At 34.4% G+C, this 16243-nt stretch carries 13 protein-coding genes; 8 read left to right on the top strand and 5 right to left on the bottom strand.

The window, feature by feature from the left end:
* The first annotated feature begins 45 nt into the window (after nt 1-45).
* The 5 genes from LV842_RS10385 to LV842_RS10365 all read left to right on the top strand — a co-directional run bounded on the left by LV842_RS10385 (nt 46) and on the right by LV842_RS10365 (nt 6627).
* Nucleotides 46-525: a hypothetical protein gene (locus LV842_RS10385; protein ID WP_233111376.1), complete on the top strand. Its 480-nt coding sequence runs from the start codon at nt 46-48 to the stop codon at nt 523-525.
* A 502-nt stretch (nt 526-1027) separates the two neighbouring features.
* Entirely contained in the window at nt 1028-1498 is a 471-nt protein-coding gene (locus LV842_RS10380; protein ID WP_233111375.1) for a hypothetical protein, read from the top strand.
* On the top strand, nt 1495-3549 hold the full coding sequence (locus LV842_RS10375; protein WP_233111374.1) for a GMC oxidoreductase: 2055 nt from the start codon (nt 1495-1497) through the stop codon (nt 3547-3549). The genes LV842_RS10380 and LV842_RS10375 overlap by 4 nt, the downstream gene beginning before the upstream one ends.
* A gap of 3 nt (nt 3550-3552) precedes the next feature.
* Entirely contained in the window at nt 3553-5049 is a 1497-nt protein-coding gene (locus LV842_RS10370) for a ferritin-like domain-containing protein (protein WP_233111373.1), read from the top strand.
* A 27-nt stretch (nt 5050-5076) separates the two neighbouring features.
* On the top strand, nt 5077-6627 hold the full coding sequence (locus LV842_RS10365; protein ID WP_233111372.1) for a peroxidase, FMP-type: 1551 nt from the start codon (nt 5077-5079) through the stop codon (nt 6625-6627).
* A gap of 335 nt (nt 6628-6962) precedes the next feature.
* Here the strand turns inward: LV842_RS10365 and LV842_RS10360 are convergent, their stop codons facing one another.
* Nucleotides 6963-7157, bottom strand: a complete 195-nt coding sequence (locus tag LV842_RS10360; protein ID WP_233111371.1) for a cold-shock protein — start codon at nt 7155-7157, stop codon at nt 6963-6965.
* 51 nt (nt 7158-7208) lie between these two features.
* A complete protein-coding gene (locus LV842_RS10355) occupies nt 7209-8324 on the bottom strand; it encodes a DEAD/DEAH box helicase (protein ID WP_233111370.1) in 1116 nt (371 codons plus the stop codon).
* Between the two features lie 448 nt (nt 8325-8772).
* Here LV842_RS10355 and LV842_RS10350 point away from each other — a divergent pair, with 448 nt between their 5' ends.
* A complete protein-coding gene (locus LV842_RS10350; protein WP_233111369.1) occupies nt 8773-9720 on the top strand; it encodes a beta-1,6-N-acetylglucosaminyltransferase in 948 nt (315 codons plus the stop codon).
* Nucleotides 9721-9990: 270 nt separating this feature from the next.
* On the opposite strand, the gene LV842_RS10345 is transcribed toward LV842_RS10350, so the two are convergent.
* Nucleotides 9991-11076: an alpha/beta fold hydrolase gene (locus tag LV842_RS10345; protein WP_233111368.1), complete on the bottom strand. Its 1086-nt coding sequence runs from the start codon at nt 11074-11076 to the stop codon at nt 9991-9993.
* Nucleotides 11077-11324: 248 nt separating this feature from the next.
* Between LV842_RS10345 and LV842_RS10340 the strand changes: the two genes are divergently transcribed.
* On the top strand, nt 11325-11918 hold the full coding sequence (locus LV842_RS10340; protein WP_233111367.1) for a hypothetical protein: 594 nt from the start codon (nt 11325-11327) through the stop codon (nt 11916-11918).
* Between the two features lie 98 nt (nt 11919-12016).
* On the opposite strand, the gene LV842_RS10335 is transcribed toward LV842_RS10340, so the two are convergent.
* Both LV842_RS10335 and LV842_RS10330 read right to left on the bottom strand, forming a co-directional pair.
* Complete coding sequence (locus LV842_RS10335; protein ID WP_233111366.1) at nt 12017-13447, bottom strand: S41 family peptidase; 1431 nt, start codon at nt 13445-13447, stop codon at nt 12017-12019.
* A gap of 194 nt (nt 13448-13641) precedes the next feature.
* On the bottom strand, nt 13642-15000 hold the full coding sequence (locus LV842_RS10330; RefSeq protein WP_233111365.1) for a serine hydrolase domain-containing protein: 1359 nt from the start codon (nt 14998-15000) through the stop codon (nt 13642-13644).
* Between the two features lie 413 nt (nt 15001-15413).
* Between LV842_RS10330 and LV842_RS10325 the strand changes: the two genes are divergently transcribed.
* Nucleotides 15414-16241, top strand: a complete 828-nt coding sequence (locus LV842_RS10325; RefSeq protein WP_233111364.1) for a sensor histidine kinase — start codon at nt 15414-15416, stop codon at nt 16239-16241.
* The last annotated feature ends 2 nt before the right edge of the window (nt 16242-16243 follow it).

The following is a 16243-nucleotide window of genomic DNA, read 5'->3' as shown; positions in this document are numbered from 1 at the left end:
AAACCTATAAAAAAGACTACTCTTAATCGCTTTTTGAGAAAGCGGATGCTTATCTATGTAATTCCGAATGTACTCTTCAATTTTATTATCGCCTTAGCCAGTTTTAATGAATTGGGATACACTCATTTTTTTGCCTGCACCCAAAGTCTAGCCCGGCTGACCTTGCCTATGGCCATATTTTTACCTGTTGTTCTCACCATTGACATTATCAAAAGAGTAACTGATGCAGCTGCGCAGGAAGCTATTGAATTTAAGATTGATGACGAATTGAATATTAAAAAATTATTGACTAAACTCAGTATTCTGCATGGTTTAATCAGTGGTTCTCTTGTTTTGACAAGTCTATTATTGGGGCAATTTATTCTATCAAAATATTACAAACTGGATGCAACTTCAATGGCGGTGTTAGTCGGTGCTTTAGCCGGGATACTTTCGGTATTATTCACCTATCTTCCTATTAGAATACTTAGAAATCATCTTTATAAACCTTTGACACTTGATTCAATTGAAAACAACAATCATTAACGGGAATTAAATTTAATTTATACTTACATTTAATTGCATCAATTAATACTTTACACATCTGAAATTAACATTTATTAATTTCAGATGTTTTTTTTATTATACCTATTGAATTACAAATATTCACAAAAACTAACCTCCATAGATTATTAAAAAACTGCATTTTAAAATAATTCACAATTGGCAAATGTATTTTATTAAAAGGGATATATTGAATTTACTATTCTCAACACTCTATCTAAAACAATTCTAAATTAAAATAATTTAATTGCAATATTCGTACATATACATCCAATTTGTAGAATAATTATAAATAACACACAAGCAACACTTTAGGCTAAATTTACAATGTTTCACATAAGATAATTCACTATCTTTAGAATACAAAAACTACTAACTATGTCTAACCCTAAAACTCTCTTACAAACGTATCCAATCAATCGATAAAAGATACCTCAAAAACTTATTTTCAATCGTAACATTACCCTCTTCATAACAAGAAGGTATGAATCTAAACACCAAATTCAACGAAATGATTATCAACAAAATCCTCAACGTCGACGATTATTATTACGACGTGTTCATGGCTATCTCAGAATCCCTCACCGGATTTTCCGTGAACGAACTACAATCAACCGGTTTAGCTGAGACGTATTATATGTATATCTTCGGTAAAATAGAAGCAGCAACCTTCATCGAGTTTTTGAACACCTCTAAAACTGTTCTTGAAAATTCTTACAGCCAGGATCAGCTTAAAAATTCCATTAGTGCTGAAATTATTGCCAATCCTTCCACTCAGGACATTGCCAATAGTGTCATCACACTTTGGTATCTGGGAACCTGGGAAGGTGCTTATGTGAATGATCTTTCCTACAAAGAAGGTCTAGTCTGGAATGTGATGCACGCGCATCCACCGGGAGCAAAACAACCGGGTTATAAATCTTGGGCCGTTAAACCTATAAACAGTAACTCATGAGCCAGACAGACAACAAGAAAGATGTGATCATCGTAGGAACGGGGATCGCAGGATCACTGATCGCAAAATTACTGACCGATCATGTATTCGATACTAAAAAAGGAAAAATGATTCACCGTGCAGATGCTCAAAAAGGAGATGAAGTTCGCGAATTATCAATACTCATGTTTGAAGCAGGTCTGGAAGCTGGTTTAGAATTGGATTCCGTGTCTTCGATGACTAATTATAACGAGTACATGCGTACTTTTTATCTACAGGAAGCCAAAGTTCCAAACTCTCCTTATCCTAATCTAAAACAGGCTCCTTCCCCGAATGTTTTGGATATGGAACCCATTATTCCTCCTTTTCCCGATAAAAAAGGATATTTGGTGCAGTTTGGTCCGATGCCATTTGCGAGTGATGCTATTCGGGTTGGTGGCGGAACTACCCTTCACTGGCTAGGAACAACACCGAGAATGCTTCCGAATGATTTCCATTTAAAAGAAAAATATGGTCGAGGAATGGATTGGCCGATCACTTATGACATTTTAAAACCGTACTACGAAATGGCTGAGTTTGAAATCGGGGTTTCCGGAAATGTTTCAAAACAGGAATATCCTATTTCCGAAAGCATGGAGCAATATTATGGTGATTATGTATTCCCGATGGAAGAAATTCCGCAAAGTTATATGGATCAGAAGATCATGGATGGACTTGCCGGAACCAATGTTCAATTAAATTTTGAAAACATTCCGTTGATGCTGGTTCCGTCTCCACAAGGAAGAAATTCTATTCCGAATCCAAAATACGGAAAAACAAAAATCATTAAAGCAGAAACTTCAGAATCCGGTTACAAATTGGTTTTGGATGGTTCAGGAAAAGAAGAATACAAAGCGCTTGGCTCAGTTTGGAATCCTTATATGGGAGAACGCTGTGAAGGAAATGCTTCATGTGTTCCGATCTGTCCGGTTCAGGCCAAATACAATGCTTTAAAAACATTGAAAAAAGCCTTATACAAGGTCAATGAAAATGAAAATCTTTCGCGTAATCCTTACATCGAAGTGAAAGCTCAGAGCGTTGTTTACAAATTAAGCGTAGATCAGAACGATAAAGAGAAAATTTCAAAAGTTCACTTAAGAAGATATGTTTCAAAAGAGAAAACGGATTTCGTCGAAGACGTGATCGATACCTCAGATTCGATTGTCATTCTTGCGGCCAATGCTTTTGAAAATCCTAAAATTTTATTGAATTCTAAATATACCGTCATTGAAAACGGTCAAAGAGTTGAAAAAACGGTTGCCAACAGCAGCGATCAGGTGGGAAGAAACTTGATGGACCACATGGTCATGCTGACGTGGGGATTATTTCCGGAACCTATTTATTCTTATAGAGGACCGGGTTCTACCACCAATATTTCGTCTTTCAGAGACGGAAATTTCAGAAGCGAATTCTCCGCATGGATTTCTCCACTGGATAACTGGGGATGGAGCTGGCCCACATTCTCACCAGGATCTGATCTTTCGGAATTTTTGAACGAAGGTCTTTTTGGAGAAGATTTAAAAGAAGCTTTAGCCTACAGACTTTCAAGACAGGTATTATTCCATTTTGAGATCGAACAATTGCCGAATCCAAATAACAGAGTGACCATTAATGATCAATATCTGGATGTTCTGGGAATTCCTCGTCCGGTTATTCATTATGAACTGACCGATTATGAAAAGAGAGCTATGGAACAGGCAAAACTGGCTTCAGACCAGATGTTTGAAAGACTGGATATTGAAGATTTCACAAAATACAATGCAACAGACAACAATACTTTTGTGTACAACAATGTAAGATATTCCTATAACGGAGCCGGTCATATCGTGGGAACTCACAGAATGGGTTCTACATCGGAAGATTCTGTGACGAACAGCTATTGTAAATCCTGGGATCATCCGAATTTATACATTGTCGGAGCAGGAAACATGACCACTTTGGGAACTTCAAACCCTACCTTAACCTTATCCGCATTCACGATTCGTTCAATAGAATCTATTTTGGCAGATCTGGAAACGAAACTAAAAAATTAACACATGAGACAAAGACTTATCAATACAACAGAACCTCAGGGAACTTCTTTCGCAAAAGGCTCAAATCTTATGGGCAGAAATGCGGTTGTTGCCGAAGCTCTTTCATTACAATCCTTATTATTTGATACCTCAATCAGTAAAGCGGATTGGATTGAAGGTTTAAAACACCACAGTAAAATGCTGACCAACCTTTTACTAAATGATCAAATCAAAGAATTTAGTGAATATTTAAGTTCGCAGTTTGGCGGGGTAATTTCAGAATTACAACCTGCTGATTTATCTACTAAAACAAGTTTGGAGATTAAAAAAGGAGGGATAGAAAACCTTGATTACCGTCCGATTTTACAAGATCTTTTGCAGACTGCAATTTTAATCGAGCATTCTACAATTCCACCCTATCTTACGGCTTTATATTCCATTAAAGATGGAACCAATGCACTGGCTTCGCAAATTATCCGCAGTGTTGCCGTAGAAGAAATGCTTCACATGATCATGGTTTGTAATGTCATGAATGCGGTAAATATCCAGCCTTCCGTAAACAGACCTCAGAATTACCCTTCTTATCCGATGAAATTACCAATGAATGTTGATTTCTATGTTGGATTGGAAACATTTTCAACAAACAGCATCGCAACCTTTATCGCTATTGAAAGTCCAAGTAATCCTTTGGTCAAAGCTCCGAAATATCATGAGGAATTTGAGCCAAGTGTTTCCCTTGCTAAAAGTGCTGCTGTACAGGAAAATAATCACTGGACACTTGAAAATATGAAAGGCTTCATCATGGAAAATGTTCATACCATTGGTGAATATTATGATGTTTTATTCTTTTATATCGTTGTTTTCCAAATCATTGCCTATTATAAAGAACATGGAAGACTTCCTCAAAATTTCGAAGAATTAAATACTGGTGGGATTTTCACCGGAGATCCTGCTAAACAGATCCGTCCGGAGCAATATTACGGAAGCGGTGGAAAATTACACGCGGTGGAAGCTTTAACTGGTGTAATCGCTGTTTTCCAGGAAATTAAAGGACAGGGGGAAGGCGCAGATGATTCTATTTTCGATGTAGATCCTTCTCAGTTTGAAGAAGGTGCAGAACTGGCGCATTATTTCAGGTTTAAAGAAGTTTTCCACGAGCATTTCTATGTAGGTGGAGATTACAGACCTTTCACTGACGAAAACGGAATGATGCCCGTTACTACCCCACCTGTCGGAAAACCTTTACCTGTTGACTGGAGCGCTGCTTATCCGATGAAACCTAACCCAAAAATGACAGATTATCAGTCAAACCCGCAACTGTATGCACAAGGAAAAGCATTTAACCAAACCTATAAAAGCTTATTAGACGCTATTCAGGCGGCAGTAGAAGGTAATGCAAAAGAACTGGAGAAATCAATCATGTATATGTATGCCTTGAAAGAGCAAGCGATCGGATTGATGAGCCAGCCTTTAAATTCTACTCAAAACGCGGGACCCACTTTTGAATATCCTACCAACTAATTGAACAACCATTAAAAACTAAATATCATGCTAAAAAGAAAAAAAGAAATTCTTGGACAAGAAAGCCAACTTTTAAAAACATCAGCAGAAAGCAAGAAAGGGTATCTTGCGACTCTTATGGACGGATACTCCAAACTTTTAATCGACGATCCGGTAAGACCATTTAGAGAAGAAAATCTACAGGAAATTGCAAACAATGTTGATTATGGTGTTTTAGAAGCACTGAATGGAACCTGGGTAAGTTACAATGCCAATTACAATAAAAATATAACCAGACCTTCTCTGGGAAGCGGAATTCATACCACGATCATGCCTTCTCCAGGTACAAATCCATCAACAATTCCGGGTAAATTCAGCTTTGATACTGAAGAATATATCGAAAAATTAACATTCGAAATCGTTCCCGGCGGAGTTCGTAACCGTGGTGGCGCCACTGAATTATTTTGCGGTGCGGTAAAATACGACCAAACCATTAAAAGTGTCAATAAAGTAGAAGGAAATCCAAATTTACAATATGCCGGAATTCACGAAGAAAACGGAATGTATCTTTGGCTAAGTGATGTCTACAATTATGCAGCAACTGAAGAAACCATCAAAAGAGACCGAGGAATTCATGCTTTTTCTGAAGATAATTTCAAAAAGTACGGTTATAAAGGTGAGTACAGAAACGAACCTTTGGTTGAAGTAAGAGACGAAAACGGTAATCCTTCCTACATTCTTTTGAGCCAATTAAAAGAAGGACAGCAATATTATGAAATTATTCCTGCTCAGGAAATCAAGCCGATGGATGGTATTACAGGGCCCTATTTCATTCCTGATTATTCAATTTCAAGAAGCGGAGTTATTCCTCATGGAAGTACGATTACTGTATTGGGAGATATTACACCCGAAAATAAAGACAACAAGCAATATTACCTTAGAAATGGTTCTCCACAATTCCCTACTGGTATTAAAACCTGGGATCCTCCTCATCTTGCTATCTCACCTACTATGGGAGGTGGTGGAGGTCCTATTAACCTTGACGAACCAGCTCCGGCCTGGGTTCATGAAACTTTAACCGATGAAAATGACCCCGGCTCCAACAAAATCTATACCCAGAGAATTCTTGCCGATGAATTATACCCTTACTGTGTAAGACCGGATATGCGATTAAGAGATACACTAAGCGGACAACATGTTGAAAACTATGTTCTTGTTCAATTATCCTCAAGAATGGCAACGGGTGCACAAGGAGGAATTTTAAACGTTCCTTTTGTTAATCGTTTTGTACCGACCGTTGAAATAGATTTTAATCTTTGGATTGAAACCGTGATTGAAGACGGAAAAGAAATTCTTCAGTTACAATACGAGCAGATTATATTCTTCGAATTTGATTTCGGTAATGACGGCGGTACAACAAGCTGGCCCCACATCCAGGTCAATACCCTTCGTAAAATCGAAGATATTCCGGCAGATCAGAGAAAAATAATTGAACAGGAGTTCTTCAACGCTCCTCCTGCCATGAGTATGACCACCACCGCTTCTGTTTCTGAGCGTCTTGCCAATCCTCCTTCAGGATGTCCTTATCAGAAGGAATAAAAAACAAGAAATAAGCAGTAATTTTAAATCTATCTTATCCTTTTTTAGAACTACACACACTTCATTTTGAAGTGTGTGTTTTTATTTATTTCCTCTTTTGATTAATCATTATCAGAAGACTCTCTATAAACTTATCGTTCTCTTCATTATAAAATCTAAAAAGCCCCTTACATATAGCAAGAGGCTCCATGAACATAATGGAAAATAAAAAATTAATATACCAATATTAATGTTCGTACCAATAATATATTCAGACTAAAAATGTATTGATTCTTAATTTCTAAAATATAAAATTGTAAAAATTATTTCTAAAATTTCTGTAAATAAAGTTTAGTTTATGCCAACTTTACGTTGATCGCATTTAAACCTTTCTCACTTGTTTGTACATCGAAAGTTACTTTATCATTTTCACGGATCGTTCTTGTGCTTAATCCTGAAGAATGTACAAATATATCCTTACTCCCGTCTGCAGGAGAAATAAATCCGAAGCCTTTTGCTTCGTTGAAAAATTTTACTGTGCCTTGTTGCATTGTAATTATTATTAAAATTATATATATTGTCTGTAAACGCTACAGACTTTATTAGTAAAATGACCTGACCGGCATTGTAAACCCAATCAGTTTTTGAATATTCTTAAAATCTAACCGCTCATCTGTATCACAAAATGAAATCGCAGTTCCCTCTGTGCCTCCCCTTCCGGTTCTCCCGATCCGGTGTACATAAGTTTCCGGGATATTAGGAAGTTCATAGTTGATCACATAAGGAAGATCATCTATATCAATGCCTCTCGCTGCAATATCTGTAGCAATAAGCACTTTAATCCTGTTGTTCTTAAAATCATCCAGCGCATTTTGCCTTGCTGCCTGTGACTTGTTTCCATGAATCGCTGCTGCAAAAATTCCTACGCTCTCCAGCTGTTGGACAAGCTTATTGGCTGCATGTTTGGTACGGGTGAACACCAATGATCTCATTGTATTTTTTTCCTGTAAGATCTCAATCAGCAGATCTATTTTATCTTTTTTCTCTACAAAATATACTGATTGCTTGACTGTTTCTGCAGTTGAAGACACCGGATTCACCGTAACTTCTACAGGCTTATTCAGAATCGTTTCAGCAAATTCTCTTATTTTTGTTGGCATCGTTGCCGAAAAAAATAAGGTTTGCCTTTTTTTCGGAATTAAACTTAAAACACTTTTTACATCATTTACAAACCCCATATCGAGCATTCTATCCGCTTCATCCAACACTAATATTTCAACCTTAGAAAGATCGATATGTCTTTGACTTTCCAGATCCAACAATCTTCCCGGAGTTGCCACAAGGATATCCACTCTTTTTCTTAAAGCAGCAAGCTGGCTTCCTATTGAAACACCACCAAAAACAGAAAGTTGAGATAGCGGCATATATTTACTGTAAATGCCAAAATTTTCTTCTATTTGTATCGCCAATTCCCGAGTAGGGGTAAGAATTAAGGTTCGTATTTCTTTATGTTCAGGGGTGTATTTTTTCAGTAGCTGCAGTATCGGCATAGCAAATGCAGCCGTTTTCCCGGTTCCGGTTTGAGCACATCCTATGATATCTTTTCCGGCCAGAATGTATGGAATCGCAGCGTTTTGTATTTCAGTAGGTTGGGAATACCCAGCTTCTGTAACGGCACGAATAATCGGATTGATTAAATTTAAATTTTTGAAACTCATTATAAATTCCGGTCTTCCGGTAGCTTGTAAGCCAATCTGTTGATTAAAATTTGAATTGGTATATAAAGGATAAACAAATAAAGAATCCTTTTCCGGTTTATCATTTTGCTTGCTTTATCTGTAAACAATACCACTTAAACTATTGTTGAATGACCTGCAATAACATATCGCCCCTATTTATCATAGGATTTTTACAATCCCTAATTTTCTCCTCATGAAATCAGGATTATAAATTGGTAGCTGAAAAAGCAAAACTGAAAAAGAAAATTGTGATTTTAAACTTACAGAATAGCAAAGGCAGTGACCTGTTTTTATAAATGTTTTGCAAACTTACGATAAAAATAAACAAAGAGCATTGTATTTAAATAATTGATTATCAAAATTTTATTCCTACCTTACGCACGTTAACCGAATTATTTGCTATGCGGATGATTTTAAGCTTCCCTATATGCAAACAGCCCTACCCATAACACATCCTCAGACTCAGACTCTGGAGTCACATGCTACCCCTCTTGTGAAAGTTGCTTATTTTATTATGGTTCATCATAAACCTAATATATTCAAAGCCCTATTTCAGAAAATCTATACGAAGGATCAATACTATCTTATTCATATCGACAGGAAGGCCAAACCGGAAGTAACAGAAGAGATACAGCTCTATATCGTACAATTTCCCAATGTTTATATTTTAGACAGTCTGAATATTGTTTCAGGAGGCTTCAGCATGATCCAGGCCGAGCTTAATGCTATGGAATTTCTCTTAAATGCCAGCTTGGAATGGGATTATTTCATCAACCTAAGCGGCGAAGATTATCCACTCAGGTCTCAACCGATCATCCGTAAATTCCTTACAACTAACAACGGCCGGAATTATCTGTTTTATTATGACCAAAACTTTTGCAGACCAGATACTCTAAAAAGAATACAAAATCATTTTACTGAATTAGCCTACAAAATCTCCTCTTTTGTCTATAAAAGAGAGTTTATGAAAGGAATAACCCCTTATATTGGCGGAAAGTGGTTTATCTTTACAAGAGATACCTGTGCATTCTTAACCAACAACAAAAAAGTAATGGATTTTGAAGACTTCTATCTCCATACTTTTTTACCTGCCGAATCGTTTTTTCAGACTGTTCTCATGAATACTTCCTTTAATGATATTATTGTGAACGATGATAAAAGAGCCGTATTCGAAAAATCGATTTTTCAGAACAAACAAGACACACTCAATTTTATAGAATCTCTGAAATCCAGCAATCAAATTTTCATCAGAAAAATAAATCATAAAACCGATGAAAATATCCTGAGCTACATAGAAAACAGTTTCCTTCTTCCTTTAACAGAAATAGATGAAGTGGAAAGAGAGCTAAGAAGAGATGAACAAAATAATAATTGATTCCTGCTCCTATAGAAATAAAAATTTCGACAACCTCTTTTTTTAAAGCATGTTACTTTCATTCTCCTTTTAAAATTATAGTAAGTAAGTTTAGTATTTCTACTATTTTAACAGAATATCTCAATGCTTGTTTCAGTTTTATAGTTTCTGCTCGCAAAACAAATTTAGATTACGTTCAAATTCTTTGGATCAGTTTTAGTGATATCCTTCCTATCCTTAACTAGTCTTTTAACAAAGCATTAAACATCAAAACGAATATTAATAACTATTTCATTTTATCAGCTTATTCTTTAATAAGAATGTTTTAATATCATTAGCTACTTCATTTGGGTGTTCGTCTTTTACTCCATGCCAGGTTTTATCATAAACTTTGTGAACAATAAAAGGCTTGTGTTCCTCTGTAAGTTTATCATTTTCTTCCTTAAAATCAAACCAATCATTATTACTAACCGGGTCGAAAATAAGCAAAGGCTTATTCAAATTCCGATAAATAATTTTAGGATTTAATTGATGTGTTGAGGCACCGAAAGCCGTTTTGGAAGTAAAAGGAGTGTAAATAATTGCAATGTTTTCTTCAGCAGAATTCTCACCTGTCAGTTCTTCTCCACCAGGATTGATTTCATATTTTCCGTTTGCGTTTTTCTTTATTCGGGCATATGAAGTAAAGATTTCTTTTTTCAGTTTTTCATTTTCTTTTCCTTTTATACCCCAATTATTATACATAAACCAATAAGCATCAAACTCGTCATCAAACACCATTGTTTTTTTGTCGGCATAATATTGTTTTGTTTCTTCAATATCTTTCACAATGTTGGCTGCCTTTGACTGAAAATCCCAGGCAACAGAACCTCCATCTTCTAAAATAAGAGCTTGAACCATTTCCGGATAAGCATTATAAAATGCCGAACTAATGGTCCCTCCTCTTGACCAGCCGCCGATAATTGCTTTTTTAATTTTCATTGTATCAAGAAGAAATTTGATATCATCTGCAACGTGATAAATAGACAGGTCTTTTTGAGAAATTGGTGTATATCCGTGTCCATAGTAATCAATTGCAATGACGTGCAAATTCATTCTTACCAATTGATCTATAATTTCGTGTAATTCATATCCATTGCTATAAGTTCCGTGAATCCAGACAAGTGTTGGATTTTTTTTATTTCCCCACTCTAAATAATGCATTCTTATATTATTGGTCTGAATATAATTTCCGTATTGTTTTTCGTATTTCTCAAATTCTGGTTTTAAACTTTGGAATAAATTCCGCTGTGTTATGGAATCTGTCGAAGCGTTTGATTGCGCTTTTGCAGATAAACACACAATGAAAGAAAGCAATAGAATAATATTTTTTATCATAATTTGGATGTTTTTACTTTGTCTTGATTGTTGTATTTATTGTGGTTAAATATAAAGAAATAGAAAATAAAATTATATCAATTGTTACTAACCCTACTTCGATATTTTCCATAATAATCATTTTTATATTTATAAAAATGATAGCTTCATTGGCAAAACAATAAAGCGCTTATATTTAGCAGAATATGTATACTTTTACAATTGGAGACCGTGGTTTCTTTTAAAAATATCACCATATTAAACCAGCAATGAAAACCTATCAATTTCGTTTTAATAACAGCAATAAAACCTCAGTAATTTTGATTTGGTTTTTTACTACATTGCTGACCATCACCTTAACAGGCACCATTTTAGTGATCCTTTCGAATCCATATTTTCCGACTTGGTTATTGCTGATTTCCTTCCCATTACTATTTCTGGCTATTTATAAGTTGTATAAAACAACTTCCGAAAGACAGTCAACAGATACAGTTACATTAAATAAGGAAGGCTTTATCAGTTCATGTTTTGGTTCGGTTTTATTTTCCGACATAAGTGTTATCAATATTCCGGCTCGGAATATCTCATTGCTCGGAGGAAAAAATTACGATTATTACAAACAAACCGACATAGATATGCCTCATCTCGTCATTTCAATTACTACTGATGATAACAAAATATTCCGTTGGGTTTTGGGTGAATGGGACAACCTTTACAACTCAAAGGAAGACTTTTCAGTTGTCTTTGACTTTCTCACAACGCTAACAGATCAGCTGTATCAATATTATCACGCTAATGAACCAACTAACAGCTATTTAAAAATTCTCGATGAAAATGGCTTATGGGAAAAGAAGGTAAGCTAAAAATTATTATCAATCTATAATCATTTGGACGAAAAAAGATTAAGACATTGAATTTAGAACCAAACCCGCCATTTACCTACTTGCAATTGGATGTTCGTTCATTTATTTTCTTCAATCTGTTTTAACACAAAGCCCATTTGTCTATCGAATTTTGTTTTCAAGTCGTCTGGTTCAATAGGTACATATACGTCCGGTTTAATTCCATTTGGATCATACTGAAAATTAGGTGTCCTCATTTTGTATTGAAAGGTAGGTATCCAAACCACCGTTTTGGAATAGGGCAAAATGAAAGCCTGACCACCTGCATTGCTGTAATTGCTTCCCTGAGAATATTCGCCATAAAATTTTCCGATTTTATATTCTCTCAGCAAGGCTAATAAATGTCCTGTGGTGGAAAAACATCCGCCATTTATCAAAACACTGATATTCCCTTTGTAGAAATTAGATTTATTGAACTGTTTATCGAACCACCAATTACCATTTGTGTAACAATTAAGTCCATTAATAGAATTTGTTTCATTTAGGTTTATTTCCTCGATATTGTTCGGGTATTGAGCGTAATGTTTCCAATCCTTAACGCTTCTGTATTTCGCGCCTACATAATCAAAATAGTTATAAGGCTTACTTGTCAAATAAGAAAATAAATAATTTGCAATTTCGGCTGCACCACCACTATTATCTCGTAAATCAATAACAAGATTTCTAATTTTCAAGCTATCTAGTTTAGAGAAAAAAACATCCAATTGTCTTTCAGCTATTTTTCGATCGGCTTCATTGTACCCATTTTCAAAAGAATGAAATTTTAAAATGCCAATATTTAACGAATTAATTTCAGTTGTCAAATGTTCGATATTTTCATTGGTATTTTTATTAAAATCTCCATAGGTTAAGCCTTTAATTTCTACTTTTTGATGATGATTTTGTGAATCCACATATTCAATTTCAAAATTTTCAGATGGATTATAGATAAAATAATAGAAGGGGAAATTTCTAAACCTAAAATTTAATCCCGATTCATTATGTCCTTCCAGATGAATGTATTTCTGAATATCATATACAATAGAAGCGATATTTTTTCCGTTGATTTTAAGAATTTGTAAACCCGTATAATTTTTGTTTTCTAACGTTGATTTATCTAAATAAAAATTATTCTTTATTTTATAAATACTGAATGGAAATACCAATCGCTCTTTCAATTGACTAATAATTTTATTTCTGTCTGTAGTTGTATGGCCGTCCTTTATTTTTGCTAATAAAGTAGCGGTTATTTTATAATATTCAATCGGAGAAATATCCGTTTTTATTGATTTTTTTAAATTTAAATAGGTCTGCTCGAATTCTTTTTTGGAACAAAACATATATTGTCCCGGATGAATGATATTTATCAAATTATACAATTCCGTAAACTCGGCAGTGATACTATCTTTCTTTAATGATTTTTCCAATAATGGATTGCTTAATTTTTTACTTTGTCCAAAGGTCGTATTTGCAATACAAAACAGAAAAATTAATAATATTTTAAGATTCATCTTTTTTTGAAGTTTTTATTGAATGCCGTCTAAATCATTTATATAAACAATAAAATTACACAAATATTCTAACTGCAGTGAATTTTATGTATATCGTTCCCTAAATTTTTATTGTTTCAAATGCAATATGTATTTTGATTAAAAATTTCCGGTCAAAATCAAATTTTGCAAAATAATTATTGTTTATAACAAGACTATAATTTCTTACAATTGATAGAATTATTTCCTTGTTCCAACTTTATACCGATCGCCACTCCTTTTTTATTTAGTAAGAATTGAAGTTTCGCATTAGCCTCAAAAGAATAAAACTCATTCTCTCCGGTTCTTTTCAGCAGTGCCTTCCTACTTTCCTTCGCATTATCTTTTTCGTTGTTATGCATCGCAATATATAAATGATTTTTTCCGGCCTGTGTTATTTTGAACTTTCCAATGCTAATAATTCCTGCCAATTTTGCGCTGTAAATACCTGTATATATTTGTGTTTGCGGTGCGTTTACATTTTCATATGCAATAAGATTAGGTCTTTGATATTGGGTATGATAATATTTTGAAACAATCCCTAATGCAATATCATTCAGCTTACTATTTGTTCCATTGGTAAGAATAGTTAAGATTAAATTATCTTCTGTAAAGTAGACTGTAGCCGCCCGAAATTCATCGATTCTACCGGTATGACCGTATCCGTTCTTATCATGAAAGGGAGTTCTAAACAATCCATATCCTATTCCGGTCTGCAAATTCGTCTTTTTCATTTGTTCCAACGATTTTGGGGAAACCAGACTACCGTTAAAAAGTGCAGACATCAGGCTGGACAGATCTTCCGAAGTAGAGACCATTGCGCCTGCAGCAAGAGTAAAACTTGGATGAGTGTCATTTTCTTTAGACCAGATTTCTCCATCAAATTTATAGGAGTCATTTCGTTTAAAACTTTCACCTTTACCTGTTTCATAATATGTATTTTGAAGTCCTAATGGATTAATAATACGGGATTTTATATTTTCTGAATATTCCTTTTTCGTTATATCTTCTATGATATAACCCAATAACGTGTAATTGGAATTGCTATAGGAACTTTCTTTATTAGGTTTAGATTCCGGCTTACCTTGTTCTATGAGTTTCAGCATATTTTCTTTGGTGTAGATACTGCTTTTTTGGTTGTAATATTCTTCCCATTCTAAATAATTATAAATTCCGCTGGTATGGTTCAGAAGATTTCCGATTGTTATTTCATCAGCATATTTTATGGTTGGATAAAACATACTGAGTTTCGTATCAAGTTTCAGTTTACCTTCCTCAATAAGCTGAAAAACAACGATAGCAGTAAAAATTTTAGTAATTGATCCTATTCTATATTTATCGGTACCGTTTGGAAATTTATTGAATTCTCCCTTATAAATAGTTTGTCTGTCCTTTTGAAGTAAGACACTCCCTGAAAAAGCATTGTTTTCCTGAAAATAATTCATTAAGCTGTCAATTGATTTTTTGTAATCAATACTTTGTGAAGAAGTAATTACAAAGAAATTTAGGCTAAAAAAAAGAAATATTCTTTTCATGATTCAATTTTTATTGATGCAAATGAAAGAAGAACTTTCCTACAGTTTTCCATTTTTTGGACAAACAATATAATAGTATAGACAAACAATTTGGACATTATCTATCTGTTGTTTGTCAACGATTAATTCCCGTTGGTGTAAAAAAGAATTTGCTGCCGATGAAAATATTTACCTTTACTGTCTTAAAAATAAATCAACCATTGAGCAGATATAATTTTCTGAGAATATTCATAAACATTGTGTTTATAATCTTTATATTTTCAGTCTCGGCAATTAATAATGATAAGAACATACCTGTAGGTTATATTTTCTTTTACAACATCCTTCTTTTTCTCCCTGCATGGTTGAATAACTTTTGGTTTATTCCCCAGCTTCAATACAATAAAAGAATACAGCAGTATTGTCTTTCTCTTATGGCTGTAATCTTCTGTACTACATTCATATTGGGACAATATTTACAATGGTTATATCTGAGCTTCACTACTACAGAATTGATTAATTTTACTCCGGTTGCAGCCACTTCCTCTGCTCCGGCCGGACTAGAAAAGTATCAATATTATTTCGATGTTTTCCCGGGAATCCTGATTGTTCTAGGAATCATGGTTATTGGGTATGCCATTCAACAATTTTTATTGAAAATCAGAAAAGAAAGACAAGTACGAACTCAACAAGCTGTCGCAGAACTTGGTGTATTAAAATCACAGATCAGTCCCCATTTTCTCTTCAATGTGCTCAATAGTCTGTATTCCTTATCTCTTAAAAAATCAGATGAAACACCAAATGTTATTTTAAAACTCTCTGATATTCTGCGTTATTCTTTATACGAAACACAGGTAAGAGAAGTTTCTATAGCTGACGAAATACATATTTTGAATACCTATATCGATATTGAAAGATTAAGAGTATCCGAAAACGTAATGATTACATTTCATTACAATCATGTAAAAGAGAATGTCAGGATTACACCCATGTTATTACTTCCTCTGATAGAAAATGCTTTCAAACACGGCACAGATTCTACGGTTGGGCATTCTTATATCAATGCAAAATTAAGCTGCAACGATATTAACCTTATATTTACCTGTGAAAATAATTTTAAAGAATCGAAACGGAAAGAGGTTGGCGGAATTGGTCTTGAAAACATCCGCAAACGTTTGCAATTGATTTATCCTTCCAGACATAAGTTTCAAATTGAAAAAAGTAATGGTGTTTTTAAAATTATGCTTGAAATAAAATTCTAGAA

The organism is Chryseobacterium gwangjuense, assembly GCF_021311115.1.
Classification (GTDB): domain Bacteria; phylum Bacteroidota; class Bacteroidia; order Flavobacteriales; family Weeksellaceae; genus Chryseobacterium; species Chryseobacterium gwangjuense.
The sequence above is the reverse complement of the archived record's forward strand: the minus strand, read 5'-3'. Positions and strand labels throughout refer to the sequence as shown.